Here is a 26,503-nt window from a genome sequence, read left to right as displayed (position 1 = left end):
CTTGCGGCGTGGCCGCCGGGGTCGGCACGGTCGCTGACGAGACGCCTCACGCCGGCTTCATGCAGCGCCTGGCGAAAGGCGCTGATCTCTTCGTCATCCGGTGGGGGGCGGCGTCGGTTCATGCATTACTCATGGGGAGGGTTCAAGGCGCACAGTATAGCGGCCTGAGCGTGACTGTGAACCGCTGGCCGCCGCGGGTACAATCGATCCCCTGTCCGCAACCGATCCCACAGGAACCCACGTGGCCGAATCCCCCTCCGTTTCCCGTTCGACGCTCACCCTGGACGATGCAGCCCTCTGCGCCGATCTCGTCACACTGCGCGACTACCTGCGCTGGAGTGCCAGCGAGTTTCATCTGGCCGGCCTCTTCCACGGCCACGGCACCGACTCCTCCTGGGACGAGGCGGTAGCCTGGTGCTGGGGTCGCTTCACCTGCCCTGGAACATCGACCCTGCGGTGCTCGATGCACGGCTGCTGCCCATGGAGCGACAGCGCATCGTGGAACTGGTACGCGAGCGCATCAACACCCGACGCCCGCTGCCCTACCTGCTGGGTGAGGCCTTCTTTGCCGGTCTTCCCTTCCACGTGGACGAAAGGGTCTTGATTCCCCGCTCGCCCATCGCCGAGCTGATCGAGTCGGGCTTCCAGGCGTGGTTTCCGGACGAGCCGCCGGCCCGGGTGCTCGACCTGTGCACCGGGTCGGGGTGCATCGGTATCGCCACGGCCCTTCACCTGCCCACCTGCGATGTCGACCTGGCCGATATCAGCCGGAAGCCTTGGCGGTGGCCAAGCAGAACATCCAGCGTCATGACGTGGGTGACCGGGTTCGGGCCGTGCTCTCGGATGTGTTTGACGGGATCGCCGGCCAGCGCTATGACCTGATCGTTTCCAACCCTCCCTACGTGGATGCCCGTGACCTGGCCACCATGCCCTCCGAGTTTCGCCATGAGCCGATCCTGGCGCTGGAAGCAGGGCATGACGGGCTCGATATCGTCCGGCGCATCCTGCGCCAGGCCCGGGAGCATCTCACCGAAGTGGGCGTACTGATCGTCGAAGTGGGCAACTCGGACCGCCACCTGGAGGCCGCCTTCCCCGAGGTGCCTTTCCTGTGGCTCGACTTCGAGCGTGGTGGCCAGGGGGTCTTCGCCCTCACCGCCGCGGAACTCGACGCCCATGCGGCGTCCTTCGTCTGATCGCCGGCAGCGATCACTCACAGAATCATTCAGGAGGCACGTCCATGTCCGGCAACACATTCGGCAAGCTGTTTACCGTCACCACCTTTGGCGAGAGCCATGGGCCGGCCCTTGGCGCCATCGTCGACGGCTGCCCACCGGGCCTGCCGTTGACCGAGGCCGACCTGCAGCAGGACCTGGACCGTCGCCGTCCCGGCACGTCACGCCATACCACGCAGCGCCGCGAACCCGACCAGGTACGGATTCTCTCCGGCGTGTTCGAGGGGGTGACCACTGGCACCTCCATCGGGTTGCTGATCGAGAACACCGACCAGCGCTCCAAGGACTACTCGAACATCAAGGACCAGTTTCGCCCTGCCCACGCCGACTACAGCTATCACCACAAGTACGGTGTACGCGACTACCGGGGTGGCGGTCGCTCCAGTGCGCGGGAAACCGCCATGCGGGTAGCGGCAGGGGGCATTGCCAAGAAGTACCTGGCCACCCAGGGCATTGAAGTGCGCGGCTACATGAGCCAGCTCGGCCCCATCGAGATCGCCTTCAAGAGTTGGGAGGCGGTACACGACAATCCCTTTTTCTGCCCCGACCCGGACAGGGTGGCCGAGCTCGAGGCCTTCATGGATCAACTGCGCCGGGACCAGGACTCCGTGGGGGCCAGGATCACCGTGGTGGCCGATGGGCTGCCGCCGGGGCTCGGTGAGCCCGTCTTCGATAGACTCGATGCCGAGCTGGCGCATGGCCTGATGAGCATCAATGCGGTCAAGGGCGTGGAGATCGGCGACGGTTTCGCCGCCGTGGCGCAGCGGGGCAGTGAGCATCGCGACGAAATGACGCCGGAGGGGTTTCTCTCCAATCATGCCGGCGGCGTGCTTGGCGGCATCTCCTCGGGGCAGCAGCTCGTCGCGCATCTGGCGCTCAAGCCAACGTCAAGCATCACGACGCCGGGGCGCTCCATCGACGTGCATGGCCAACCGGTCGAGGTGATCACCAAGGGACGCCACGACCCCTGCGTGGGCATCCGTGCCACGCCGATCGCCGAGGCAATGATGGCGCTGACCTTGATGGACCACCTGCTGCGTCATCGGGCTCAGAATGCCGATGTTCGTGTCAATACGCCGGTGCTGCGCTGAGCCATATTCCAGGTTGGCCCGCTGAGCCTGGCTGACTGCTACACTCAACAGACCACTTGAGCCGAGTACCGCCATGAAGATCAACATCGAGTTCGACCTGACCCCGGATGAATTCCGCCGCTCCTTGGGCTTGCCCGATGTCGAGGCTTTTCAGCAGGACTTGCTGAACCGGATTTATAAGCAGATGGAGTCCGGGGTCGAGGGCTACGACCCCATGAGCCTGATGCAGCCTTTCCTGCAACAACCGGGACTCCCTCAGGGGCTTTCTCAGGGTATGTCCCAGGGGCTGTCTCAAGGGCTTGCCAGCTTTGGTACCTACCAGCAGATGATGCTCGACATGCTGCGCAAGGCCGGCAGCGGCCAGACGGAAAGGGCAGAGACCAAAGGGGAAAGGGAAGAGGAAAAAAAGGAAAGTGCAGAGGCCAAAGACGAGCAGCAGCCAGAGAAGGAGCCGGCCAAGGCGAGCAAGAGCACCAAGCGGGCCAGCTCGGCAACTGCGCGTTCCCGGTCGCGACGCAGTGAGTGAATGGGCCAGGACAGCGGTCTCAGGTTGGGAAAACGGTGAGCGTGCCACCTTTGATTGAGCAACATTCAGTTGCAACCGAGGGCATGGCAGACTACCCTTTGTGCAGTGCAGCATTCATGCCGTGCAGCTAGGTTTATGTGTGATTGGCTAAGGCTGATTGGCGCTGCGCCCGCATGATTTCAGGTCCACAGGAGGTTACCACCATGCAGGACAAGATGATCGACAACTTCAATCAGCAGACGCGCCGCTTCTTCGAGCCCATGCGCAAGCTCAACTCGCTGATGCTCGGCAATATGGAAAAGATGACCGAGTACCAGCTGGAAGCCATGAAACGCTACAGTCAGCTGGGTACCGAGCGTATGCGCAGTGCCTCGGAAATCAGTGATGCCGAGGACCTCCAGCAGTTCGGTGCACAGCAGGCCGAGATGATGAGCGAGCTCTCCAAGCAGATGATGGAGGATGCCCAGGCGCTGAATGAGATGAGCCAGGAATTCCGCTCCGAGCTGGAGAAACTGCTCAGCGAGGCCGGCCAGCAGTTGGCCGACCAGGCCCGCGAGAGTGGCGAGAGTGCCAAGCCAGCAGGTTCAGGCAAGGCGGATGCCCCGGCCAAGGCAACCAGCCAGTCTTCACGCAAGAGCTGATAATATCTTTACGTCGCCCGGTGTTCCGGCGACGTTGCCGCCTCCACAGCGTCCTTGAACAGGGGTCTGTGGAGGCGTCTGTTTACGTCACGCCGTGAGTCGATGATCAGGAGTGTGCAATGTTGTCAGGGTCGGAAGGTCCATCTCAAGCCGAGTGGAATGCGCAGCTGCAGGAGATGGGGCAGCAGTACCAAGCGTTGATGCAGGACCTGCTTGCACGAATGGCGCCCGATGCGGCTGCCGACACCATCCATGACGACATGCGGGAAGCCTTCAAGGCCGGCGCCGAGTCCTTGATGCGTGACCCGCAGCTGCTGTGGGAGACACAGGCGCGACTGGTCCAGGATCAATGGCAGCTGTGGCAGAACACCCTGCGCTCCGTCAACGGTGAGCCGGTCGAGCCCTTGATGACACCCCCGCGGGGTGATCGACGCTTCAACGACGAGGCGTGGAGCAATGATCCTTTCTACCAGGCGATCCTGCAGCAGTACCTGCTGTTCTCGCGCATGGTCGAGGAGCTCATCGAGCGCCTGGAGGGACTCCCGGAGCAGCAGAAACGCAACCTGTCTTTCTATGCCCGTCAGTTGGTCAATGCCATGGCGCCGACCAATTTCATCTCCACCAATCCCGAAGTGATGCGGCGTACCATGGAGACCCGCGGTCAGAATCTGGTGGATGGCCTGACCCGGCTGCGCGAGGACCTGGCCAATTCCGCCGATGGGTTGAATGTGAGCATGACCGATCGCAGTGCCTTCGAGGTGGGCGAGAACATCGCCGTGACACCGGGTCATGTGGTTTACGAGAACGAACTGATTCAACTGATCCAGTACACGCCCACCACCGAGACGGTCTTCAAGACGCCGCTGTTGGTCGTGCCACCCTGGATCAACAAGTACTATATTCTCGATCTCCGCCAGGACAACTCCATGGTCAAGTGGCTGGTGGACCAGGGCCACACCGTGTTCCTGATCTCCTGGCGCAACCCGGGGCCCGAGCAACGGGACCTGACCTGGGCCGACTACATGCAGATGGGACCGATCGCTGCCATGGAAGCCATCGAGCAGGCCTGTGGTGAAAAGTCGGTCAATCTGCTCAGCTACTGTGTCGGTGGCACCCTGACGGCTTCGACGGTGGCCTACCTGACCAGCACCCGGCGTGGTCGCAAGGTCAAGTCCGTGACCTACATGGCCACCCTGCAGGATTTCCGCGACCCGGGTGAGATCGGCGTACTCCTCAGCGAGCCTATCCTGGCCGGTATCGAGGCCCGTCTCGAGAAGGACGGCTATCTCGACGGCCGCTCAATGGCTTACACCTTCAACCTGTTGCGCGAGAACGATCTCTTCTGGTCGTTCTATATCAGCAACTATCTGAAGGGCGAGAACCCGGCGCCGTTCGACCTGCTCTACTGGAATACCGACGGCACCAACCTGCCGGCGGCCACGCACGGCTGGTATCTTCGCGCCATGTACCTGGAAAACCGCCTTGTGCAGCCCGGCGGTATCGAGCTGGACGGGGTCAAGATCGACCTGCGCAAGATTTCCACCCCGAGCTATTTCATCTCGACCCGGGACGACCATATCGCCAAGTGGAACAGCACCTACTACGGTGCCCTGTTGCCCAAGGGGCCGACGACGTTCGTACTGGGTGGCTCCGGCCATATTGCTGGCATCGTCAACCCGCCCCACAAGAACAAGTACGGCTACTGGACCAACAGCGAGCTGCCCGATAGCCATGAAGAGTGGCTTGCCGGCGCCGAGGCCCAGGAAGGTTCCTGGTGGCCACACTGGCAGCAGTGGATGATCGAAGGTGCTACGCCGATCCGGAAAAGACAGTACCGGCGCGTCAGCCGGGCGAGGGCGAATTGCCACTGCTCGAGGAAGCGCCAGGTCGCTTTGTCAAGATGACCATACCCGAGGTGCTGGGCGAGTCTCAGGCTGAAAGCTAGCAGCGTCGAGCCCCAACAGCAGTCAACAGCCCCGCCACCGGCGGGGTTTTAAAGCACGACATATCAATCATGTGTCGCCCAATGCTCACCACTCACCACTCACCACTCACCACTCACCACTCACCACTCACCACTCACCACTCACCACTCACCACTCACCACTCACCACTCACCACTCACCACTCACCACTTTACAAAGTCTTGCTGCTGCTCCAGCCGCCCGGCATATTGAGCTTTTGCCATATGGCCAGATGCGATATCTTGATGCTTCAAATAGCTGATTGTCTGCCGTTCAATAGGCGAAATTGTCAATACTGGCCTTGAGCCAGCGTCAGACGGTCATCGCAAGGGCCCAAGGACAGGAATGCAAACATTATCCATCGTACTGATCGAAGATGATCCCGGTGACGCGGGATTGGTGCGTTACACCTTGAAGTGCAGCCAGGCGAGTCACTCGCTTACCTGGTTAAGCCGCTTGGAGGAGCTCTCGGCCCATTTGCGGAAAGCGGAGACGGCACCCGATATTATCCTCCTTGATCTAAACCTGCCTGATTCGAGCGGCATGGTCACGGTAACCGATTGCAAGGCGATGAGCCGGACACACCGATCGTGGTCTTAACCGGGCATGACGACATGGAGTTTGCTGTCCAGGCGCTGGAAGCCGGTGCGCAGGACTACCTGGTCAAGGGAAATCTGGATGCCGATAGCCTGCTGCGAAGCATTCGCTATGCGATTGGACGTGCCAAGCTGGAACAGCGGCTGGTGCTCTCTGAAGAGCGAATGACCGCAGCCATCGAAGGCGGCAAACTGGGCGTCTGGGACTGGTTGTTGACTAGCCAGCAGTTTGCCTCTCTTAGTGATCGTTGGCTCTCCATGCTGGGCTATCATCCTGATGATGGTGACTTACCCAACGGTAGTGACGCTTGGCTGGCGCGCCTTCATCCCGATGATCGCGCCCACTTCGATAGCGCACTGGCAAGCCATCTCGAGAAAGAGACCCCAAATTTTCAGTGCGAGGTTCGGCTCCGGCATCGGCAGCAGAACTGGGTGTGGGTCTTTATTTCCGGCCATGTGGTGAGCTGGGATGCCGAAGGTAGGCCGCAGCGAATGGTCGGCGTGCAGCAGGATATCAGTGAGCGCAAGATCATGGAGCAGCGCCTGGAAGAGCTTGCCATGCGCGACACTCTGACTGGCTTACCCAACCGTCGCAGCTTTATGCAAGCAATCGACCACGAGCATGGGCGCGTCAAACGACATCCTAAGCTGTCGGTGGGCGTGCTGATGATGGATATCGACCACTTCAAAAGTGTCAATGACACCTATGGTCATGCAGCCGGTGATGAGGTGTTGAAAGCGTTTTCCAGCGTGATAGGCGGTAAGCTGCGTGAGACCGATATCTTCGGGCGCCTGGGTGGCGAAGAGTTCGCTGTTGTCTTGCCCGATACCGATCAAGCCGGTAGCTGGCAGGTGGCCGAAAAACTTCGCGAAGCCGTAGCGGCGATGCGTGTGACTCTCGACGATAGTGTAGTGGTGCAGATCACCACCAGTGCTGGCTTGACGCATATTCTGCCCGGTGATACCCGGCCCGATGGTGCCTGGTGCGTGCCGATAACGCCTTGTATCTAGCCAAGGCCGGAGGAAGAAACCGAGTCGAGATATTTCAGGCCGCCCAAGAGAGCAGCGAGTCGTCCACTCCGACTGAATAGGTTCTTGCATGCTGAAACGATGGCACTGGCCTCGCTCGCTGCGGTTGGCCTTGGCCCTGATGGTTGGCACTGTGCCCCTGTCCGCCGGGGCCGGTGAGGTGATCACTCTGGGTATCTTCGCCTATCGCGATACGGTGGCGGTCGAGGCAAGGTTCGCGCCCCTCAAAGACGTGTTTTCCGAGGCGTTGGAGGGACGAGAGGTACGCTTGGAGGTGCTTTCGCTCGATGCCCTGGATTCGGCGATCAGCGAGGGGCGCCTGGATTTCATCCTCACCAACCCTCGTCACTTTCTGGCGGTGCGAGATACCCAAGAAGTCAGCGGTGCGCTCGCCACCCTGGTCAAACAGCAAGGGGAATACCGGCTCGGTAGCCTGGCGGGTGTGATCCTGGCGCGGCAGGAGACGGGAGCCGAAGGCTTGGCAGGGCTGGAGGGCAGGACGATTGGCGTCCCGGGGCGTCGTTTCTTGGGGGGGTTCATGGCCCAGGCGTATGAGATCTACCAGCAGGGCTACGATCCCGAGCGCTTCGCCGACTACCTTGAGCTGGGGTCCCATGATGCGGTGGTGCGAGCCCTGTTGGATGGCGAGGTCCAAGCGGGATTCGTGCGCAGTGGCATTCTCGAGGACTGGCAGAACGACGGACATGACATCTCGGCATTGAAGGTCATGGCGGCCAGGCCCGCCTATACGTTTCCTCTGACGCACTCCACATCGCTCTATCCCGAGTGGCCGCTGGCGGCGCTATCCCATGTGCCGGTCGAGGAGGTACGTCGTGTCGGCAGCGCGCTTTTACGCTGGGAAGGCACGCCGGTAGCCCAGGGTGGAGGTGTGCGTTTCGCCCCATCCCAGGACTATCTCCCGGTGGAAAGGGCGGCACGGGCATTGGGTGTACCGCCTTTTGCCGAAGCGCCGCGCTCAATCTTCCAGCAGCTGTGGCAGGAGTATGGCGTTCTGCTGTGGATCGCCCTAGCGCTGGGGGCCGGCCTGACAGTGGCAATGGGCCTGCTGCTGATCTTCTATCGACGTCAGAAGCACGATACCAATCGCCTCGAGGAGGAGCGTCATGCCCTGCAGAACATTCTCTGGGGCACGGCGGCGGGCACTTGGCTATGGAATGTGCAGACCGGTGAGACGCGTTTCAATGAACGCTGGGCGGAGATGGTGGGGTACCGGCTCGAGGAAATCTCGCCGACCACCATCGAAACCTGGCTGTCGTTTTGTCACGACGAGGATCTCGAGCAGTCGGACGCTGCCCTTAAGGAGCACTTCGCCGGCAGGTGCGACAGCTATGACATCGAGGTCCGTATGCGTCACCGAGACGGACACTGGGTCTGGGTGCATGATCGGGGGCGCGTTGTCTCCAGGGATGAGGTGGGCGAGCCTCTGTGGATGGCGGGCACCCACTCCGATATCACCCAGCGAAAGCAGGCCGAACTGCGTGCTGCTCAGCTGATGGAGCAAATGCGCAAGCACGCGGGACTGATCCCCGGCGCGCTGTATCAGTACAGGCAGCACCCGGATGGGCGTTGTAGTTTTCCGTATGCCAGCGACGGTATTCAAGACATCTATGGCGTGACGCCGGAGGAGGTGCGCGATGATGCCCGTCCGGTGTTTGCCGTGATCGAGCCCGAGGACATGCCGAGAGTGGCGGAAAGCATTGCCCAGTCCGAGCGAGAGCTCACTACCTGGCGAGCGACCTATCGCGTCCATCATCCCCGGAAGGGGCAGCTCTGGGTCGACGGGATCTCAACGCCGGAGCGGCTGGACGATGGCGGCACCATGTGGCACGGCTATCTGCGTGATGTGACCGATGACTATGCCACTCAGCGGCAATTAGAGGGATATCGCGATTCCCTGGAGCGCTCCAACAAGGAGCTGGAGCACTTCGCCTACGCCGCCTCCCACGATCTGCGCCAGCCCCTGCGCATGGTAACAAGCTATGCTCAGCTACTGGAGCGGCATTTGGCCGATCGGCTAGATGAAGATGGCAAGACGATGCTGCACTACATGCGTGACGGTGCCCAGCGCATGGATAGCATGCTGCTCTCGCTGCTCGACTATTCCCGGGTCGGCCGCAAGGGAGAGCCCAAGAGGCAAATGGGTCTGAGAGATGCGCTGGATGAGGCTACGCACTTTCTTAAGCCGGCCATCACCGAGTCCGAGGCAACGATCGCGTTAACGGGGGAGTGGCCGGAAGTGGTGGCTAGCCCCGATGAAATGACGCGACTGCTCCAGAACCTGCTGGGCAATGCGCTGAAGTATCGCGCACCGGACAAGGCGCCGCTGATCACGGTCGCGGTCGAGCCGGTGGCCGCCAAGTCTTATTGGCAAATCACCATTTGTGACAATGGCATCGGTATCGATCCAGAACAGATCGGTCGTCTATTCAAGGTGTTTCAGCGGCTACACACCCGGGAGCAATACGAGGGAACCGGCGTTGGCCTGGCGGTCTGCCGCAAGATCGTGGAACGTCACGGCGGTGAGATCTGGGCCGAATCCGAAGGGCAAGGACAGGGTAGCTGTTTCATCTTTACCCTACCCAAGGCTGGCAAGGAGGCCGCTGGTGCTTAAGCGACTTTTCATGGGGCTGGTGGCGGTGCTGTTCAGCATGGTGCCTGGGCGAGCCTGAGCTTCATCGACTTCTTTGAGGGCCATCCGACGCCGATGTGGATGATCGCCGTGGAGGATGGCGTTATTTTTCGGGCCAACCCTGCCGCCCACGCTTTCTATGGCTATGAAGATTTAACTGAGTTCAATATTCGTGATATCAACCTGCTGACCCCGGAACAGATCGAAGCGGAAATCCAGTTGGCAGGCCAGGTAGGGCGCGATCATCTTTTTATGCGGCATCGCCTGGCGGACGGTTCCGTCAAGGTGATGGGTATCTACACTCAGCGTCGAATGTATGAGGGGCAAGAGGTGCTGCTCTCTTCCCTCTACGACACCAGCGAGTTCGAGAGCACCGCCGAGCGCCACTATATCGAGCGGGTGGAAGAGCAGGTCGACCTGCAAACGGCGCAGCTTCACGAAGCCAAACAGCTTCAGATGAGGTTGGCCTGGTCAGCGGCCCTGGCGCAAGCGGTGGTGATTGGCATCCTGGTGGTCGTGCTACTGCGCCTGCGTGGCGCCCAGCGCGAGAACCGCACTCTTATCGGTGAGCTCTCCTTCCGCAACCGGGAGTTGGAGCGGCTGAGTCACGCCATGGCCCATCACTTCCAGGAACCCAGTCGCCGCTTGGTCAGTTTCGCTCAGCAGCTAGAGCGCAGAATAGGTGATAGTGACGATGACGCCTCGCGAGTTGCAGTGGACTTTATCGGATCCCAGGCCAGGCGGCTCAGCACCTTGGTCGCCGATGTGCAGCGCTACCTTAGTCTCGATAGCATGCCGCAGGTACTGCAGGATATCTCACCGCGGGCTGTTCTGGATGAGGTGTATCAGCGGGATGAGCAGCTGTCGGAACTGCGCCGGTCTAATGCCCTGGTTATCCAGTCGCCTCTGCCCGATGTCTACTATGATGCCAAGCGTCTGGCGCTGATTTTCCGGCTCTTGCTGCACAATGCCTGGCAGTATCGTGATCCTCAGCGCCCCCTGGAGGTCCGGGTGTCTGCCCTTCAGTTCGATGGGCGGGTGAGCCTGGCCATTGAGGATAATGGTATGGGAATAGAGCCGGAGTATCGTACCCAGGTGCTTGAGATGTTCGCCCGGTTAAAGCCCAACTCCGAGCAATATCCCGGTACCGGTATGGGATTGGCTCTGGTGGTCAAGGCGTTACGGCAGGTCGAGGGGCAGGTGCGTATTGAGGTGGGGCCGCAGGGCGGCACCCGAATTGTGTTTGATTTGCCAGCAGCTAGGTAGTGTATGCCTGAGAAGAGTCGTTTTATTGTGTTGCTGGTCGAGGATGAGCCAGCCGATGTGCATTTGACCAAGATGGCCTTCAAAGAGGGCCGTCTGCTGGTGGATGTGTACGATGTTCCCGATGGCGTCGAGGCACTGGCCTTCCTGCGGCAGGAGGGACAGTACCAGCAAGTCCCTAGGCCGGACCTGATCCTGCTGGATCTGAATATGCCGAGAATGGATGGCAAGTCCTTTCTCAAGCGGTTCAAGGCGCTCGAGGAGCTTCGGCGTATACCGGTGGTCATCCTGACTACCTCAGAGGCCGAAAGCGACATCATCGACTCCTATGACCTGGGCGCCGCTGGCTTTATCGTCAAGCCGGTGGACATCGATCAGTTTATCCGCTCCATCCAAGCCCTTGAGGATTACTGGCTAACATTGGTCAAGCGCCCCAGCAGCTGAGGTGGGTCCGCAAGGTGGCCATTATCTGGCATGCCTGGAAAAAGCCGCAGTAGGGGCGCTCGGTTCGGCGCCCCAAGTGTTCATCGCGACTGTCGCCGTAGCTGCAGCCCAGGCAGCACCAGCAGTGCGGCGAGGAGCCAAACAGGCCAGCTGCCGGTGCGGGTGAACGGCGTGAGGCCCTGCATCGGCGTGGCTTCCCCGGTGATATAGGTGGTCTCGAACTGCGGGGCGCGGGCGGTGATGCGGCCTTGGGGGTCGATGATCGCGGTGACACCATTGCTGGTGGCGCGCACCACATAGCGGCCGTTCTCGAGGGCGCGCAGCCGCGCCATCTGCAGGTGCTGCAGTGGGCCGATCGACTCGCCGAACCAGGTGTCATTGGAGACCGTCAGCAGCAGTTCGGAATCGCGTGCGCGGTCGGCAACCAGGTCGGCGTAGATGATCTCGTAGCAGATGGCGTTGCCGATGACGGTGCCCACGGCCTGAATCGGTGGCTGGCTCTCGGGGCCCGGGGTCATGGCCGGCATCGGCAGGTCGAAGAAGGCGATGGTCCCGCGTAGCCAGCGCTCCAGGGTAGATACTCGCCGAAGGGCACCAGGTGCGCCTTGCGGTACTCGCCTTCCGTGTTGCCGACACCGATCACGCTGTTGTAGTAGAGCCCGCGGCCTTCGCGCTGCAGTATCCCGGTGAGCAGGGCGCTGCCTGGCGGAATGGTGGACTGGGCGCGCTCGAGAATCGCCGTTGCTTCATCCTCGAACATCGGCAGCGCCGCTTCGGGCCAGATGATCAAGTCGATATCGTCGGCCTGTTCCCGTGTCATTTCCAGGTAGGTATTGGCCGCCATTCTCCGGCCTTCCGGGGTCCACTTGATCAGCTGTGGCAGATTGCCTTGCAGCAGGGCGATTCGCAGGGGATCGCCGGCGGGTTCGGTCCACTGGGTCGGCAGGAGCAGCGGCGCCAACCAGATAGCGGCCACAGGGGCGGCGGCCCACCAGCGGCGACGCAGGAATTCGACCCCGAGGGTGCCGGTGAGCACGGTCAGCAAAGAGAGCAGGTAGACGCCGCCGATCGGTGCCCAGGGAGCCAGGGGGGAGTCCACATGGGCGCTGCCGAGCAGCAGCCAGGGAAAGCCGGTGAACAGCCAGGTGCGCAGCCACTCCCCTAGCACCCAGGCGCCGGCAAAGGTGAGGGCAGCAAGTTGGGGGCCGGTCAGTCGGCGGTAGAGCCAGAAGGTCGCGGCGAAGAACAGCGCCATGGAGCAGACGAAGAGGGTGGTCAGGAACAGCGCCAGCGGCACCCCGGTGTAGCCATAGTCGTGGATCGATACATAGACCCAGGAAGCGCCGGAGCCGAACAGCCCGACGCCGTAGAACCAGCCCTTCAGCGCGGCCTGCAGCGGCGACAGATAATGAATGCCCACCACCATCAGCCCGGCGGCAATCGGGCCTAGCCACCAGGAGTTCGAAAGGGGAAGCGGTCAGCGTGGTGAGCGACGCCGGCGCTCAGGGCCAGGAGATAGCCACTGGCGGGGAAAGGCGGAGTTCGGTCATGGGGCGTCTTGAGTTCCTGGCTGACTTATTCGTCCGTGAGCGCATCACCGCTCGGGGCTGCTTCCAGCAGGCGGATGCGGCGGTTGTCGGCGTTGAGCACGGTGAATCGCCAGCCGCCCAGCTCGGCGTGCTCACCGCGGCCGGGCAGGTGGCCGAAGCGCTGCATGACCAGGCCGCCGACCGTATCGAACTCGTCGTCGGAGAAGCCGGTGCCGAAGCGCTCGTTGAAGTCCTCGATCGGCGTCAGTGCCCGGATGGCATAGCGACCTTCGCCCAGTTCGCGGATATCGTCATCCTCGTCGGTGTCGTGCTCGTCTTCGATGTCGCCGACGATCTGCTCGAGGATATCCTCGATGGTCACGATGCCGGCGGTACCGCCATATTCGTCGACCACCACCGCCATGTGGTTATGGGTGTCACGAAACTCCTTGAGCAGGCTGTTGAGTCGCTTGGACTCCGGCACGAACATGGCGGGGCGCAGGATGTCTTCGATGCGGAAGCTCTCGCGCTCCTCATCCGGACAGTTGAGCAGTCGAAGCAGGTCCTTGACCAGCAGCAGCCCCTTGATCTCATCGAGGTTCTCGCCGATGACCGGGTAACGGGAGTGCCCGGTCTCTTCGATCAGCGCCAGGTACTCGTCCGGCGGCTGATCGGCGGCAATGGCCGCGACCTGGGAGCGGGGTATCAGCACTTCTCGTACCTGCTGGTCGCTGATGTTCAGCGCGCCCTCGATGATCATCATCGCATCCTGCTCCAGCTTCAGACGAGTGCCGGCCTGGCGCAGGAACTCCATCAGCTCTTCCCGTGAACTGGCCCATCATTGTCACCCGAGAGGCGCCGAGTAGTTTCTCTAGCCAGGACTTCCCGCCCTGGCCGGTAGATCGGTCTTCACTCATGGGTCGAGTCTCTCGTCCTCGCTGTCGAAGTGCCGCTCGCCACCTTCGCCACTCCTGTCTCGAACCGGCAGATAAGGGTCGGCAATGGAAAAGGTCGCCAGGATATCGCGTTCCAGCTGTTCCATGGTGTCGGCTTCCGTCTCCTCGATATGGTCATGTCCGAGCAGGTGCAGTGTGCCATGTACCACCAGATGAGCGTAGTGATCTTCCAGTCGCTTGCCCTGCTCGCTGGCTTCCTGCATCACCACGGGGTGGCAGATCACCAGGTCGCCGAGTAGCGGCAGCTCGATGCCGGGAGGGGCTTCGAACGGGAAGGAGAGCACGTTGGTGGGCCGGTCGCGGCCGCGATAGTCACGGTTGAGGGCCTGGCTTTCGTCGGTATCGACGAAGCGGATGGTGACCTCGGTGCGGGTCTCTTCCGGGAAGTGGGCCAGTACGGCATCGACCCAGGCTTCGAGCGCCGACTGCGTCGGCAGGTGGGTGCCCGTGGAGGCAATCTGACGGTCGACTACCGCAGGGGGACTCATGACTCGCCGTAGTCCCTGTTGCCCCTGTGGCGCTCGCGCTCCTGACGCATTGACTCGCGCTCGCGGGTGCGGGCCTCGACGCGGGCACGCTCCTGCACCTCCTGTTCGGCCTCGAAGCCTTCGTAGGCCTCGATGATGCGCTGTACCAGCGGATGGCGTACCACATCCTTGGCCGCGAAGTGCGTGACGCCGATACCGGGGGTGCCCCGCAACACTTCCAGCACCTGGATCAAGCCGGAACTGGACCCTCGGGGCAGGTCGACCTGGGTGACGTCCCCGGTGATGACCGCGGTCGAGCCGAAACCGATACGTGTCAGGAACATCTTCATCTGCTCGCGAGTGGTGTTCTGGCTCTCGTCGAGAATGATGAAGGCATTGTTCAGGGTGCGGCCACGCATGTAGGCCAGCGGGGCGATCTCGATCACCTGCCGTTCGATCAGCTTGCCGACCTGCTCGAAGCCGAGCATCTCGTAGAGGGCGTCATAGAGTGGACGCAGGTAGGGGTCGATCTTCTGGGCCAGGTCGCCGGGCAGGAAGCCGAGCTTCTCTCCCGCTTCCACGGCCGGTCGTACCAGCAGGATGCGGCGCACCTCCTGGTGGTTCAGAGCCTCTACCGCGGCGGCCACGGCCAGGTAGGTCTTGCCGGTACCGGCCGGGCCGATGCCGAAATTGATGTCATGGGCACGAATGCTCGAGACGTAGCTCTGCTGGTTCTGTCCGCGGGGCTTGATCAGCACCTTGGGCGTGCGCAGCAGGACGTCGCCGTCTTCGTGTCCCTCTTCTTCATCCAGCGCCTCGAGACCTGACTCCTGCAGGAAGAGGTGCACGGTGTCCGGCGCCAGGTCGCTGGCTTCGGCTTCACGATAGAGGTGCTCCAGCACATTGGCGGCCGCCTTTACCCGGTTGCCGGGGCCGGCCAACTGAAACACGTTGCCGCGATTGCGCAGGGTGATGCCAAGACGTTCCTCGACCAGCTTGAGGTGTTCGTCGCGCTGGCCGCAGAGGTTGGCCAGTCGCTGGGGGTCATTGGGTTCGAGGCTCAATGTGATGATGCGGTTCGCCTGAGAAGTTGGCTGGCTCAAGACAAGGGGATCCATGCGTTGCGAATGTGGGCTCAGCTTACTGCCCCGGCGAAGGCCGGGGCAATGACAGAATGCTCAGTGTAGTGCGGGAGAATGCAGCTCGCCACGTAACGAATTGGGTAGCGCTTCGGTGATGGTCACATCGACGAAATGACCGATCAGCTCGGTGGGGTTGGCGGCGCGGAAGTTGACCACCCGGTTATTCTCGGTACGCCCCGAAAGCTGGCCAGGGTCTTTTGGCGAGAAGCCGGTGACAAGGATGCGCTGGGTCGAGCCCACCATGCGCCGGCTGATCTGCATGGCCTGCTGGATGATGCGCGCCTGAAGAATTGCCAGACGTTGCTTCTTGACGCTCTCGGGGGTGTCGTCGGCAAGGCTTGCCGCCGGGGTGCCGGGGCGTGCCGAATAGACGAAGCTGAAGGAGTGGTCGAAGCCGATGCGGTGAATCAGCGCCATGGTCGACTCGAAGTCCTCTTCGGTCTCGCCGGGAAAGCCGATGATGAAGTCCGAGGAAAAGCTGATGTCCGGACGCAGCTTGCGGATGCGCTCCAGCTTCTCCACGTACTCCTCGACGGTGTGGCCGCGCTTCATCGCCGCGAGAATGCGGTCGGAGCCGGCCTGAACCGGCAGATGCAGGTGGCTGACCAGTTCCGGCACCTCGCCATAGGCCTCGATCAGGCTGTCCGTGAACTCCACCGGATGCGAGGTGGTGAAGCGGACACGGTCGATGCCCTCTACCGCCGCCACACAGGCGATCAGCTCGGCCAGGTCGATCTCATCGCCGAGCTGGTTCTCTCCCCGGTAGGCATTGACGTTCTGCCCCAGCAGGTTGATCTCGCGTACCCCCTGGTCGGCCAGGTGGATGACCTCGTCCATCACCGACTCGAAGGGGCGCGAGACCTCCTCGCCGCGGGTGTAGGGCACCACGCAGAAGGTGCAGTATTTGGAGCAGCCCTCCATGACCGAGACGAAGGCGGTGGCGCCGTCGGAGCTGGGCTTGGGCAGGTGGTCGAACTTCTCGATCTCCGGGAAGGTGACATCGACCACCGAGATCTGGTCGTTGCGCCGGGAGTCGAGCATGGCCGGAACACGATGCAGTGTCTGGGGGCCGAAGACCATGTCGACATGAGGGGCGCGCTTGCGCAGAGCGTCACCCTCCTGGCTGGCGACACACCCGCCCACGCCGATCACCAGGCCGGGCTTGGCCTCCTTGAGCTTCTTCCAGCGGCCGAGTTGGTGGAAGACCTTCTCCTGGGCCTTCTCGCGAATCGAGCAGGTATTGAGAAGAATGACGTCGGCATCACCTTCGTCGTCGGTCAGTTCCAGCTGGTGGGATTCGCCGAGCAGATCCGCCATGCGAGCGGAGTCATACTCGTTCATCTGGCAGCCGTGGGTCTTGATGAAGAGTTTCTTCGCCATAAGAATAGGATCGTGGTCGGTTGCCCGACGCTTGCGTCACCGGTGAGTGGAGTGTCGCGGGAATGCGGCCCGACTGCGTGCCGGGCCGTTCTCGAAGATGGGCACATTATACGGAACCACGGGCAGCGGGGCCAGCGCGGTGGTCTCGTCGACCATTGACTGTGTTACGCTTGCGAGTCTGCAGGCGTGTGCCCCGATTTGTGGGTACGCAACGGTCAATCGAACGGGAAGGAATGACGGCCTTATGGCGGCCAAGCCGATCTATCGGGTGGTTTTTCACCAACAAGGTGAAGTGTGGGAACTCTACGCCCGCGAGATATTCCAAAGCGACCTCTGGGGATTCATCGAGATCGAGGAGTTCGTTTTCCAGGATGGTTCGAAGCTGGTGGTGGATCCCTCGGCCGACAAGCTGCGCCATACCTTCGACGGTGTGACCCGCAGCTATCTGCCGATCAACTCCATCGTTAGGATCGACGAAGTCGAGCGGGAGGGGCCGGCGCGGGCAGTCAAGAGCGAAGGGCGTATCGCCGAGTTTCCACGAGCGCCGATGCCGCCACCCAAGGGTGAGCGCTAGGGGGGAGCGCTCACGGTGTTCGGGGCGCTGGTCATGAATTGACCAGTCCGGCCCGGAGCCATGTGGGGCAACAGGTGGCAGGGTCTTTCCCGCGTTTTTCCCGGGACTTATCCACAGAACCTGTGGATAGCCCGCTTCGACAATGGTCTCATCGGCCGCCGGGCGAACGGGAGGTTCGACGGCGGCATACAGGTCGCGGCGCAGCAGCTGCCGCAGGAGCCTTCGATAGCAGGACAACGGCATGACAATGCATAGATTCACGACCTTCATGGCGGGTGTCACACTGGGCTGATGGCCCTGCCGCTGCACGCCCAGCAGAATACGGACGCTACCCATTGGGTCTCCGACGAACTCACCACCTACGTTCGCAGCGGACCGACCGATGGTTACCGCATTGTCGGCACCTTGACCTCTGGTGAACCGGTAACCGTGCTCGAAACCAGCGGTAACTACAGCCGGGTGCGGAATACCGAGGGCAACACCGTCTGGGTGCTCAGCGGTGAATTGCAGGAGGAACCCAGTGCGCGCCAGCAGCTACCGGCGCTTGAAAGGCAGGTGGCCGAGCTGGAAGAGGAGCTTGGCGGCATCAACGAGACCTGGGAGGAGCGGGTCTCGGCGATGACCGAGACGCTGGAGGTTCGCGAGCAGCGCATCGCCGAGCTGGAGGCGAGCAATCACCAGCTCGACAGCGAAGCTGACCAGTCACGCCAGACCATACGCCAACTGCAGGCGCGACTGGACACCCAGGAAGAGGATCTGTTGATTCGCTATTTCATGTATGGCGGCGGGGTTGCCGGTGCCGGTCTCCTGGTGGGGCTGATCATTCCCCATCTTCCACGCAAGCGACGCAAACGCGACCGCTGGTTCTGATGCCGGCGGTTCTGAAGGAGAGGCTATGGCCGAGGAGTGGCTAAATCGCTGGCGGGAAGGGCGAATCGGGTTTCATCGCCCACAGGTACATCCGGCACTGATTGAGCACTGGCCACTGCTTGGGGCGAAGCCCGGTACCAAGGTGCTGGTGCCGCTCTGCGGCAAGAGCGTGGATATGCGCTGGCTAGCTCAACACGATCATCCGGTGCTGGGCATCGAGCTTGTCGAGGAGGCGATCGAACAGTTTGTCGCCGAAGGCACCGGGGAGATCTCCCGCTATCGGCAGGAGCCTTTTGCGGTCTGCCGACAGGGCAGCGTCGAGCTGTGGTGTGGTGATTTCTTCCATTTCCATATCGAGCAGGCTGCCGAGATTGGTGCCTTCTATGACCGGGCGGCTCTGATCGCCCTGCCACCGGCGACTCGCCAGCGCTACGCCTTTCACCTTGCCCAGTTGATCCCACCTGGTGCGTGTGGGTTGCTGATCAGCCTGATGCGTGCTCCGGGAGACGAGGGCGGACCGCCCTTCAGTGTCTGTGCCGACGAGGTGCGCGAACTCTTCGAGCCCAACTTCCTGGTCACCCACCTGGAAGATGGGCAGCCGGAAGAGGGGAGTGGCTTTCGTGAGAGTGTGTGGGCGATGGTCCGACGAGGCCCGAAAGTGTGATCGACCACGGCAAGACGGCGACCGTGGTGTTGCCCGGCACGGGCAACAACCACCGACCTGGGCAACCTCCGCTAGGCGCCTGACGGCGCCAGTCGCGATGCGGAGTCGGAGCGCCGAACCGAGCGCTCCAACAGTGCCTCTATCTACCGACGGTGCCACACCTTTGTCGGAGGAAGCTTCAGCTCACGACTGGAGGCCGAAGGCTCCCGCGGGGGCACTCGGCGTTGGCGATAGTGGATAACGCGGCGGCCTCCGCCAGGCGCCTGCTGAGTCTTGTGCGTCATCAGCTATTGTGTTGCCTCAGCGTGCCAGCAGTTGCCCCAGTTCCGGGTCGCGGAACGCACGGTCGAGGCCGTCGCTGAGCAGGTCGTTGAGCATGCGCGCGTTGGTGTCGCGATCCGGTCGAAACGCATAGCTCTGGGTGCGGCGTGAGGTATAGGTGCCGGTATAGGTGTTGCCACCGTTGACCGCCCGGGCCTCAAAAACCGCCTCCAGGCGGGCTTCATCGATGACAGGCCGGCTTTCGCCTCGCTCGTACCCCAGGTGGAGCAGGGTGAGGGTCAGGCTGGGCCGCCCCTCTGCCGGCTCCGTGGTCGGCGAAAAGCCCATCTCTCGCACAGCACGCTCGGCTTCGCGCTGCAGCCGCGGCACCAGTTCGTGGGCGCTGACGGTAATGGTGGAGGTCGCCATGGCACTGCCGCTACGGGTGCCGATCACCTCGCCATCGCGGTCATCCACGGCCATTACCGTGATGGCCTGGCCGCTGCCGCTGGTTGGGACATCGGCGGTGCGTTGTGGATCCAGCTGCAGGTAGTGCGGGCTGGCACAGCCTGCCAGCAGCGCGCCTGCCACCAGTAAGGCGGCTGCACGCAGAAAGGGGCGTCGAGTCATCTGGGGCTCTCCTGGGATATGAGAAAGGAAGGCGCCGGGAGGTGGCGAGGTATAGTGATCTTCAAGATCGAGCGCATGACGTTGGGCCGGCGCAGGTGGCGAGTATAGCCGCGACATGGCCAACGGCAACAGCGTTGAGTGCACCGGTGGCAGAGCGGTTACAATGGGGCTCCATTCAGGGAGAGCGCTCATGATTCGACCCGCAGCCACGGAAGACATGCCGCAACTCGTCGATATCTGGCTGCGAGCCTCGCAGCTGGCCCACGACTTCATTCCCGCCGAATTCTGGCAAGACCGCGCCCAGGACATGGCTAGCCATTATCTGCCCAATGCCGAGACTCACGTACTGGAGCTGGGCGGCAGCATCATCGGATTCGCGGCCCTCAATGGCGATCACCTGGAGGCCCTGTTCATCGACCCGGACTTCCAGCGCTTTGGCCATGGTACGCACTTGATGGCCCATGCCATGGCGTGCCGTGAGCGGATCACCCTGTGCGTCTATTCGCGCAATGTGCGTGCCGTATCGTTCTATCGCAGGCTCGGTTTTCAGTCGATGGAGGATCGTCTCGAGCCGATGAGCGGCGAGAGCGAAACCCTCATGGCCTGGTCCCGCGAACACCACGTCCAGTGAGCCTGGCACCTATCGATCCAGCTCAGGCGGCCTCGAGTCGCTTGCGTTCCGGCGTGCTGCGCTCGTCGGGAAATCGGTGCCAGCGCCGCGGCACCGCGAACAGACGCATGCCGCGGATCAGCTTCAGGCGCTCGTAGTCGGCATGACGCACGGTCGCCAGCCAGGGTTCCCCCAGCCAGTCGGCTTCCAGCTCCACCCGGACCTCGGCGCCCACCGGCGAGATCGCCGTCACGGTGACCGGCAGGTGGGCGTTGGCCGTGGCGTTTTCCACCAGCTCCACCTCGTGGGGACGCAACAGCAGCTCTTCCGCTCCGTCGGGCAGGTCCACTGCCAGTCGGGCATCGCCGCAGGTCAGCACCCCATCCCGCACCGAGCCTTCCAGATGATTCACATCACCCAGGAACTCGAACACGAAGCGGTTGGTCGGCGACCGGTAGAGGGTATCCGGGGTATCGATCTGTTCGATGCGGCCATTGCTCATCACCACCACCCGGTCGGATAGCTCAAGGGCCTCTTCCTGGTCGTGGGTGACGAAGACACTGGTGAAGTTGAGTTCATCGTGCAGGTGGCGCAGCCAGCGGCGAAGTTCCTGGCGCACCTTGGCATCCAGCGCACCAAAGGGCTCGTCGAGCAGCAGCACCTCGGGGCGCAGGGCCAGCGCCCTGGCCAGCGAGACACGCTGCTGCTGGCCGCCGGATAGCTGTGCGGGATAGCGTTTCGCCAGGTCCTCGAGCTTGACCATTTCCAGCAGTCGATGCACCCGTGCGCGGATCTCGCCGCTGGTGGGCCGGCTCTTGCGCGGCATCACGGTGAGACCGAAGGCCACGTTGTCGAACACGGACATGTGGCGAAACAGCGCGTAGTGCTGAAAGACGAAGCCGATACGCCGGTCGCGGACATGCAGGTTGGTAACATCCCGATTGCCGAAAAGAATGCGACCGGCGGGTTCGCGATCGGCGGTCTCCAGGCCGGCCATGATGCGCAGCAGGGTCGTCTTGCCGGAGCCGGAAGGGCCCAGCAGGCCCACCAGTTCGCCATCCCGGATGTCCAGGTTCACCGGCTCCAGGGCACGGCTCGTACCGAAGTGCTTGGCGATATTCTGAAGGCGGATGCTCATGCGTGAACCTCCCGGCGCGCAGCGCGCCATTCCAGGCTGGCCTTGGCAACCAGCGTGAGCAGGGCGATGAAGGCCAGCAGCGATGCGCTGGCGAAGGCGCCCACGGTATTGTAGTCCTGGTAGAGTTGCTCCAGGTGCAGTGGCAGGGTGTTGGTCTGGCCGCGAATGGCCCCCGAAACCACCGAGACGGCGCCGAACTCCCCCACCGCACGGGCGTTGGTCAGTATCACGCCATAGAGCAGTGCCCAGCGGATATTGGGCAGGGTCACTCGGCGAAAGACGGTCCAGCCAGGTGCGCCCAGGGTCACGGCGGCCTCTTCTTCCCGGGAACCCTGGGCCTGCATCAGCGGTATCAGCTCCCGGGCCACGAAGGGGCAGGTGACGAAGATGGTCACCATCAGGATGCCGGGCCAGGCGAACATCAGCTGGATATCATATTGGTCCAGCCAACTGCCGAGCCAGCCGGTGCGGCCATAGAGCAGCAGGTAGATCAGGCCGGCAACCACCGGCGAGACCGCAAAGGGGATATCGATCAGGGTCTGCAGGACCCGGCGGCCGGGAAAGCGAAAGCGAGTGACCAGCCAGGCGAGTGCCACGCCGAACACCAGGCAGACGGGAATCGTCAGCAGGGCGATGAACAGCGTGAGGCCAATGGCCGCCACGGTGTACTCGTTACTGACGTTGCTCCAGAACACCCCCACCCCTTGGGCAAAGGCCTGGGCGAAGATGGCTACCAGCGGCAGCAGCAGGAACAGTGCCGACAGGGCCACGGCCAGAAAAACGAGCAGGCGCCGAACCCGGGGCGCATCACCGATCCGTTGCATCAGCCGCCCCTCCATGCAGCCGCTTGATGAAGCGGCCCTGCCAGATGTTGATCACCAGCAGCAGTGCAAGCGAGACGAACAGCACCACCGAGGCGATGGCCGAGCGCCGGCGTAGTCGTACTCCTGCAGCTTGACGAAGATCATCAAGGCGGTGATCTCGGTCTCGTAGGGCATGTTGCCGGCGATGAAGATGATGGCGCCGAATTCGCCCAGCGAGCGGACGAAGGCGAGCCCGGTGCCGGTGACCAGGGCCGGCCACAGGTGCGGCAGGATCACGCGGCGAAAGGCTGTGCCGTCCGAGGCACCCAGCGTCAGGGCGGCTTCATCCACCTCGTGGGGCAGGTCCTCCAGCACCGGCTGTACCGTGCGAACCACGAAGGGAATGCTGGTGAAGGCCATGGCCAAAGCGATACCCACCCAGGTATAGGCGACCTGGAAGCCCAGCGGCTCCAGCAGCCGCCCCATCCAGCCGTTGCTGGAGTAGAGCGTTGCCAGGGTGATGCCGGCGACGGCGGTGGGCAGGGCGAAGGGCAGGTCCATCAGTGCGTCGAGCAGGCGCTTGCCGGGAAATTCGTAGCGCACCAGCACCCAGGCGAGCAGCAGCCCGAAGGCGCCGTTGACCAGGGCGGCCACCGCGGCGGCACCGATGGTGACCATGTAGCTGGCCACCACCCGGCCTTCGGTGATGATCGCCCAGTACTCGGCCAGGCTGAGCCCGGCCAGCTGACCGAACAGCCCGGTCAGCGGAAGCAGTAGCACCAGCGAGATGAACATCAGGCTGATGCCGAGCGAAAGGCCGAAGCCCGGCAACACCCGCTTGGGGGTGCTGCCGGCGCGAGTCGCGAGTGTGATCATCAGCGGCGCTGTAACTGGTCCAGCAGGGCGCCGCCAGCGAAGTGCTCGTCCATGGCCTGCTCCCAGCTACCGACGATATCCTCGACCCGCAGCAGCTCGGTTTCGGGGAACTGATCGGCAAACTCCTCCACGACCGCCTCGTGATGGACGCGATAGTTGAAGCCGGCCAGCATGCGCTGGGCCTCTTCGCTGTAGAGGTACTCGACGTAGGCCTGAGCCAGGTCCTGGGTGCCATTGCGCTCGGCATTGGGCTCGACCACCGCCACCGGAAATTCGGCCAGGATGCTGACCGGCGGCACGATGACCTCATAGTCATCTTGGCCGTACTCGCCGCGGATGTTGTTGACCTCGGACTCGAAGCTGATCAGCACATCGCCGAGACCGCGCTCGATGAAGCTGGTGGTGGCGCCGCGGCCACCGGTATCGAACACCGCTACGTTGCGCAGGAAGGTGCGCATGAAGTCGTGGACCTGTTCTTCGTCGCCATCGAACTCACGGTCGGCAAAGCCCCAGGCCGCCAGGTAGGTGTAGCGACCGTTACCGGAGGTCTTGGGGTTGGGGAAGACCATCTTGACGTCTTCACGCACCAGGTCGTCCCAGCTCTCGATACCCTTGGGGTTGTCCTTGCGCACCAGGAAAGCCGTGGTCGAGTAGTAGGGCGAGGCATTGTTGGGCAGCTGCTCCTGCCAGTCCTCGGCCACCAGGCCGGCATCGGCGAGCACCTGGACGTCGGTTACCTGGTTGTAGGTCACCACGTCGGCGCGCAGCCCCTGAAGAATGGCGCGGGCCTGGGCGGAGGAGCCGCCATGGGACTGCTGGATGGCGATTTCCTCGCCCTGCTCTGCCTGCCACCAGTCGCGGAATTCCGGATTGATGGCGGAGAAGAGCTCACGGGCAATGTCATAGGAGGAGTTGAGAATCTCGCGCTCGGCGGCCAGGGCCGGGGTGGCAAGGCTGACACCCAGGGCAACGGCAAGTGCGGTGCGGCGAACGGTGGACAGCAGATGCATGCGAGTCACTCCAATCAGGAAACAGTGGTGACAAGGTTAATTCTGACAATGAGGAATTACAATCATGCTTTTTATTCGTTTTTGAAATATCACTGTGGCACTTTACCTCGTTCCTGCGGGCCCATTCCCCCGCCCCTGGCGGTTCCTGCTAGAATGCGGGCCTCTCTTTACGAGCGATAGCCTGGACATGACATGACCGACGCGACCCGCGATTTTCTCATTGCCCCCTCCATTCTCTCCGCGGACTTCGCCCGCCTGGGCGAGGAGGTGGATAACGTACTGGCTGCCGGTGCCGATATCGTCCACTTCGACGTCATGGACAATCACTACGTCCCCAACCTGACGATCGGCCCCATGGTATGCGAGGCGCTGCGCAAGCATGGCGTCACGGCGCCCATCGACGCCCACCTGATGGTGAAACCGGTGGACCGCTTGATCGGCGACTTCATCGATGCCGGTGCCACCTATATTACCTTCCACCCCGAAGCCTCGGACCATATCGACCGCTCCCTGCAGCTGATCCGAGACGGCGGCTGCAAGGCGGGGCTGGTCTTCAACCCGGCCACGCCGCTCTCCTACCTCGACCACGTGATGGACAAGGTCGATATGGTGCTGCTGATGAGCGTCAACCCGGGCTTCGGCGGCCAGACCTTCCTGCCCGGCACCCTGGACAAGCTGCGTGAGGCGCGCCGACGCATCGACGCCTCGGGCCGGCCGATCCGCCTGGAGATCGATGGCGGGGTCAAGGTCGACAATATCGCCGAGATTGCCCGCGCGGGAGCCGATACCTTCGTGGCCGGCTCCGCGATCTTCAAGGCCGCCAACGCTGCCGATCCCCACCGATACGACAGCGTGCTCCGTGACTTCCGCGAGCAGCTGGCCGGGGTCAAGGCGTCCTCTCCGTGAACGAGGGCGCCCAGGCCCCGCTATGGCATCTCTACCTGATCGAGACCGCCGGCGGGGCCCTCTATACCGGGATCACCACCGACGTCGACAGGCGCATGGCCCAGCATGAGGCGGGGCGGGGCGCCAAGGCGCTGCGTGGCCGTGGGCCGCTTACGCTCGTGCATCAGGAACCGGTGGGTAGCCACGGGGATGCGCTGCGGCTGGAGGCACAGGTCAAGCGTCTTTCGGCGGTGGGCAAGCGTAGCTGGCTCGAGAGTCGGCCGGTCGGCGAGGAGTTTCCATGCACCCCATCCTGAAAGACATACGGCTGATCAGTTTCGACCTGGATGGCACCCTGGTGGACTCGGTGCCCGATCTGGCAGCGGCGGTGGATGCCAGTCTTGGCGAGCAGGGCCTGCCGCCGGCAGGTGAGGCGCGGGTGCGCGACTGGGTCGGCAACGGCTCGTGGAAGCTTGTCGAGCGGACGCTGACCTTCGCTCAGGGGCACATGCCCGGCGAGGGGGCCCTTGCCCGTGCCCATGAGGCCTTCCTCAAGCACTATGGCCGTGATCCCGGCTCGCGCACTCGGCTCTACCCCGGGGTGCGCGAAGCACTCGATGCCCTCCAGGCAGGTGACAGGATCCTGACCCTGGTTACCAACAAGCCCTTCGCCTTCATTCGGCCGATCCTGTCGCAGTTCGGCCTGGAACGGCATTTTGCGCTCTGCCTGGGCGGTGACAGCCTGCCGCAGAAGAAACCCGACCCGGCCCCGCTGCTGCATCTGGCCGCTCACTTCGACATGCCTGTGCAGGCCTGCCTGATGGTGGGCGATTCCCGCCATGACATCGATGCCGGCCGGGCCGCCGGGTTTCGAACCCTGGCGGTTCCCTACGGCTACAATCATGGTGAACCGGTGCAACTGAGCCGGCCGGATGCGCTGGTTGATTCACTGGCGGAACTCGTTTAGGGTCGATTTTCGAACCCTATCAATGACCTCGGATTCATTCCGTTTGCCTATCCCGCGGGACACGCTTCGATGGACAGCATGATGCTGCATGACCCCTCCTCTGCGCGTGGCAGCCTTCTCCCGGCCGTCACCTCGATGGTGCCGTTTGTTGCCGAGCCTGTCGGCCGGCGATGGTGACGCTCAGTCGAGCATCACCCGTACGCCACCCGACACCATCCTTACTTCGAGGAAATCGTCATGATGACGCCCGAACGTTTCCGTGACCTGGCCGAGGCCGGCTACAACCGTATTCCAGTCACCCGCGA

General features: G+C 62.7%; 21 protein-coding genes and 5 pseudogenes. 16 read left to right on the top strand and 10 right to left on the bottom strand.

Features of this window, described 5'->3' with window-relative positions:
• The first annotated feature begins 241 nt into the window (after positions 1-241).
• The 9 genes and pseudogenes from prmB to Q427_RS22900 all read left to right on the top strand — a co-directional run bounded on the left by prmB (position 242) and on the right by Q427_RS22900 (position 11,436).
• Positions 242-1,193: pseudogene (prmB, locus tag Q427_RS22945) on the top strand (50S ribosomal protein L3 N(5)-glutamine methyltransferase).
• Positions 1,194-1,237: 44 nt separating this feature from the next.
• A complete protein-coding gene (aroC, locus tag Q427_RS22940; protein ID WP_043517544.1) occupies positions 1,238-2,323 on the top strand; it encodes a chorismate synthase in 1,086 nt (361 codons plus the stop codon).
• A 73-nt stretch (positions 2,324-2,396) separates the two neighbouring features.
• Positions 2,397-2,849, top strand: a complete 453-nt coding sequence (locus tag Q427_RS22935; protein WP_043517542.1) for a hypothetical protein — start codon at positions 2,397-2,399, stop codon at positions 2,847-2,849.
• A 203-nt stretch (positions 2,850-3,052) separates the two neighbouring features.
• The gene (locus tag Q427_RS22930; RefSeq protein WP_043517541.1) at positions 3,053-3,490 is read left to right on the top strand and encodes a phasin family protein; all 438 of its coding nucleotides are present in this window, start codon (positions 3,053-3,055) and stop codon (positions 3,488-3,490) included.
• A 119-nt stretch (positions 3,491-3,609) separates the two neighbouring features.
• Positions 3,610-5,435 (top strand): annotated as a pseudogene (phaC, locus tag Q427_RS22925) (class I poly(R)-hydroxyalkanoic acid synthase).
• Between the two features lie 579 nt (positions 5,436-6,014).
• Positions 6,015-7,061: a GGDEF domain-containing protein gene (locus tag Q427_RS22915; RefSeq protein ID WP_081786168.1), complete on the top strand. Its 1,047-nt coding sequence runs from the start codon at positions 6,015-6,017 to the stop codon at positions 7,059-7,061.
• A gap of 88 nt (positions 7,062-7,149) precedes the next feature.
• The gene (locus Q427_RS29335) at positions 7,150-9,711 is read left to right on the top strand and encodes a PhnD/SsuA/transferrin family substrate-binding protein (protein ID WP_051496619.1); all 2,562 of its coding nucleotides are present in this window, start codon (positions 7,150-7,152) and stop codon (positions 9,709-9,711) included.
• Positions 9,712-9,765: 54 nt separating this feature from the next.
• A complete protein-coding gene (locus Q427_RS22905; protein ID WP_331280693.1) occupies positions 9,766-10,995 on the top strand; it encodes a sensor histidine kinase in 1,230 nt (409 codons plus the stop codon).
• Between the two features lie 3 nt (positions 10,996-10,998).
• The gene (locus Q427_RS22900) at positions 10,999-11,436 is read left to right on the top strand and encodes a response regulator (protein ID WP_043517536.1); all 438 of its coding nucleotides are present in this window, start codon (positions 10,999-11,001) and stop codon (positions 11,434-11,436) included.
• 80 nt (positions 11,437-11,516) lie between these two features.
• Here Q427_RS22900 and lnt read toward each other — a convergent pair.
• The 5 genes and pseudogenes from lnt to miaB all read right to left on the bottom strand — a co-directional run bounded on the left by lnt (position 11,517) and on the right by miaB (position 16,910).
• Positions 11,517-12,948 (bottom strand): annotated as a pseudogene (gene lnt, locus Q427_RS22895) (apolipoprotein N-acyltransferase).
• A 63-nt stretch (positions 12,949-13,011) separates the two neighbouring features.
• A pseudogene (locus tag Q427_RS22890) lies at positions 13,012-13,882 on the bottom strand (HlyC/CorC family transporter).
• Positions 13,879-14,409, bottom strand: a complete 531-nt coding sequence (gene ybeY, locus Q427_RS22885; RefSeq protein WP_043517532.1) for an rRNA maturation RNase YbeY — start codon at positions 14,407-14,409, stop codon at positions 13,879-13,881. The pseudogene Q427_RS22890 and the gene ybeY overlap by 4 nt, the downstream one beginning before the upstream one ends.
• Entirely contained in the window at positions 14,406-15,491 is a 1,086-nt protein-coding gene (locus Q427_RS22880) for a PhoH family protein (RefSeq protein ID WP_043517531.1), read from the bottom strand. Before Q427_RS22880 ends, ybeY begins: the two co-directional genes overlap by 4 nt.
• A gap of 75 nt (positions 15,492-15,566) precedes the next feature.
• Positions 15,567-16,910 (bottom strand): tRNA (N6-isopentenyl adenosine(37)-C2)-methylthiotransferase MiaB, encoded by a 1,344-nt coding sequence (miaB, locus tag Q427_RS22875; RefSeq protein ID WP_043517530.1) that lies wholly within the window; start codon positions 16,908-16,910, stop codon positions 15,567-15,569.
• 244 nt (positions 16,911-17,154) lie between these two features.
• Here miaB and Q427_RS22870 point away from each other — a divergent pair, with 244 nt between their 5' ends.
• The 3 genes from Q427_RS22870 to Q427_RS22855 all read left to right on the top strand — a co-directional run bounded on the left by Q427_RS22870 (position 17,155) and on the right by Q427_RS22855 (position 19,018).
• Positions 17,155-17,484, top strand: coding sequence for a DUF1820 family protein (locus Q427_RS22870; RefSeq protein ID WP_043517528.1), 330 nt, complete (start codon positions 17,155-17,157; stop codon positions 17,482-17,484).
• Positions 17,485-17,775: 291 nt separating this feature from the next.
• Positions 17,776-18,354, top strand: coding sequence for a TIGR04211 family SH3 domain-containing protein (locus Q427_RS22860; protein WP_043517525.1), 579 nt, complete (start codon positions 17,776-17,778; stop codon positions 18,352-18,354).
• Between the two features lie 25 nt (positions 18,355-18,379).
• A complete protein-coding gene (locus Q427_RS22855) occupies positions 18,380-19,018 on the top strand; it encodes a thiopurine S-methyltransferase (RefSeq protein WP_043517524.1) in 639 nt (212 codons plus the stop codon).
• A 300-nt stretch (positions 19,019-19,318) separates the two neighbouring features.
• Here the strand turns inward: Q427_RS22855 and Q427_RS22850 are convergent, their stop codons facing one another.
• Positions 19,319-19,909, bottom strand: a complete 591-nt coding sequence (locus Q427_RS22850; protein WP_043517522.1) for a YajG family lipoprotein — start codon at positions 19,907-19,909, stop codon at positions 19,319-19,321.
• A gap of 190 nt (positions 19,910-20,099) precedes the next feature.
• On the opposite strand from Q427_RS22850, the gene Q427_RS22845 reads away from it, so the two are divergent.
• Positions 20,100-20,540: a GNAT family N-acetyltransferase gene (locus Q427_RS22845; protein ID WP_043517521.1), complete on the top strand. Its 441-nt coding sequence runs from the start codon at positions 20,100-20,102 to the stop codon at positions 20,538-20,540.
• A 22-nt stretch (positions 20,541-20,562) separates the two neighbouring features.
• Here Q427_RS22845 and Q427_RS22840 read toward each other — a convergent pair whose 3' ends face one another.
• From Q427_RS22840 to cysP, 4 genes and pseudogenes are all read right to left on the bottom strand, one after another.
• Positions 20,563-21,657: a sulfate/molybdate ABC transporter ATP-binding protein gene (locus tag Q427_RS22840; protein WP_043517519.1), complete on the bottom strand. Its 1,095-nt coding sequence runs from the start codon at positions 21,655-21,657 to the stop codon at positions 20,563-20,565.
• Entirely contained in the window at positions 21,654-22,481 is an 828-nt protein-coding gene (cysW, locus tag Q427_RS22835) for a sulfate ABC transporter permease subunit CysW (RefSeq protein WP_043517518.1), read from the bottom strand. Before cysW ends, Q427_RS22840 begins: the two co-directional genes overlap by 4 nt.
• Positions 22,465-23,336: pseudogene (cysT, locus tag Q427_RS22830) on the bottom strand (sulfate ABC transporter permease subunit CysT). The gene cysW and the pseudogene cysT overlap by 17 nt, the downstream one beginning before the upstream one ends.
• Complete coding sequence (gene cysP, locus Q427_RS22825) at positions 23,336-24,346, bottom strand: thiosulfate ABC transporter substrate-binding protein CysP (RefSeq protein ID WP_043517517.1); 1,011 nt, start codon at positions 24,344-24,346, stop codon at positions 23,336-23,338. Before cysP ends, cysT begins: the two are co-directional and overlap by 1 nt.
• 192 nt (positions 24,347-24,538) lie before the next feature.
• Here cysP and rpe point away from each other — a divergent pair, with 192 nt between their 5' ends.
• Genes rpe through Q427_RS22810 form a run of 3 tightly spaced genes read left to right on the top strand, consistent with a single transcriptional unit; the run spans position 24,539 to position 26,198 of the window.
• Complete coding sequence (gene rpe / locus Q427_RS22820; RefSeq protein WP_043517516.1) at positions 24,539-25,252, top strand: ribulose-phosphate 3-epimerase; 714 nt, start codon at positions 24,539-24,541, stop codon at positions 25,250-25,252.
• Entirely contained in the window at positions 25,249-25,548 is a 300-nt protein-coding gene (locus Q427_RS22815; protein ID WP_043517514.1) for a GIY-YIG nuclease family protein, read from the top strand. The genes rpe and Q427_RS22815 overlap by 4 nt, the downstream gene beginning before the upstream one ends.
• Positions 25,533-26,198 carry a phosphoglycolate phosphatase gene (locus tag Q427_RS22810; protein WP_043517512.1) on the top strand — a complete coding sequence of 222 codons (666 nt, stop codon included), beginning with the start codon at positions 25,533-25,535 and terminating at the stop codon, positions 26,196-26,198. The genes Q427_RS22815 and Q427_RS22810 overlap by 16 nt, the downstream gene beginning before the upstream one ends.
• Positions 26,199-26,503: the final 305 nt, after the last annotated feature.

It is taken from the genome of Halomonas sp. BC04 (genome assembly GCF_000568385.1).
Note: the sequence above shows the minus strand (reverse complement) of the source record. Positions and strands in the feature narration are given on the sequence as shown.

Coding starts and splice junctions, on each gene's coding strand:
- aroC (WP_043517544.1), top strand. CDS start 1,238: ATGTCCGGCAACACATTCGGCAAGCTGTTTACCGTCACCACCTTTGGC.
- Q427_RS22935 (WP_043517542.1), top strand. CDS start 2,397: ATGAAGATCAACATCGAGTTCGACCTGACCCCGGATGAATTCCGCCGC.
- Q427_RS22930 (WP_043517541.1), top strand. CDS start 3,053: ATGCAGGACAAGATGATCGACAACTTCAATCAGCAGACGCGCCGCTTC.
- Q427_RS29335 (WP_051496619.1), top strand. CDS start 7,150: ATGCTGAAACGATGGCACTGGCCTCGCTCGCTGCGGTTGGCCTTGGCC.
- Q427_RS22900 (WP_043517536.1), top strand. CDS start 10,999: ATGCCTGAGAAGAGTCGTTTTATTGTGTTGCTGGTCGAGGATGAGCCA.
- ybeY (WP_043517532.1), bottom strand. CDS start 14,409: ATGAGTCCCCCTGCGGTAGTCGACCGTCAGATTGCCTCCACGGGCACC.
- miaB (WP_043517530.1), bottom strand. CDS start 16,910: ATGGCGAAGAAACTCTTCATCAAGACCCACGGCTGCCAGATGAACGAG.
- Q427_RS22870 (WP_043517528.1), top strand. CDS start 17,155: ATGGCGGCCAAGCCGATCTATCGGGTGGTTTTTCACCAACAAGGTGAA.
- Q427_RS22860 (WP_043517525.1), top strand. CDS start 17,776: ATGGCCCTGCCGCTGCACGCCCAGCAGAATACGGACGCTACCCATTGG.
- Q427_RS22855 (WP_043517524.1), top strand. CDS start 18,380: ATGGCCGAGGAGTGGCTAAATCGCTGGCGGGAAGGGCGAATCGGGTTT.
- Q427_RS22850 (WP_043517522.1), bottom strand. CDS start 19,909: ATGACTCGACGCCCCTTTCTGCGTGCAGCCGCCTTACTGGTGGCAGGC.
- Q427_RS22845 (WP_043517521.1), top strand. CDS start 20,100: ATGATTCGACCCGCAGCCACGGAAGACATGCCGCAACTCGTCGATATC.
- Q427_RS22840 (WP_043517519.1), bottom strand. CDS start 21,657: ATGAGCATCCGCCTTCAGAATATCGCCAAGCACTTCGGTACGAGCCGT.
- cysW (WP_043517518.1), bottom strand. CDS start 22,481: ATGCAACGGATCGGTGATGCGCCCCGGGTTCGGCGCCTGCTCGTTTTT.
- cysP (WP_043517517.1), bottom strand. CDS start 24,346: ATGCATCTGCTGTCCACCGTTCGCCGCACCGCACTTGCCGTTGCCCTG.
- rpe (WP_043517516.1), top strand. CDS start 24,539: ATGACCGACGCGACCCGCGATTTTCTCATTGCCCCCTCCATTCTCTCC.
- Q427_RS22810 (WP_043517512.1), top strand. CDS start 25,533: ATGCACCCCATCCTGAAAGACATACGGCTGATCAGTTTCGACCTGGAT.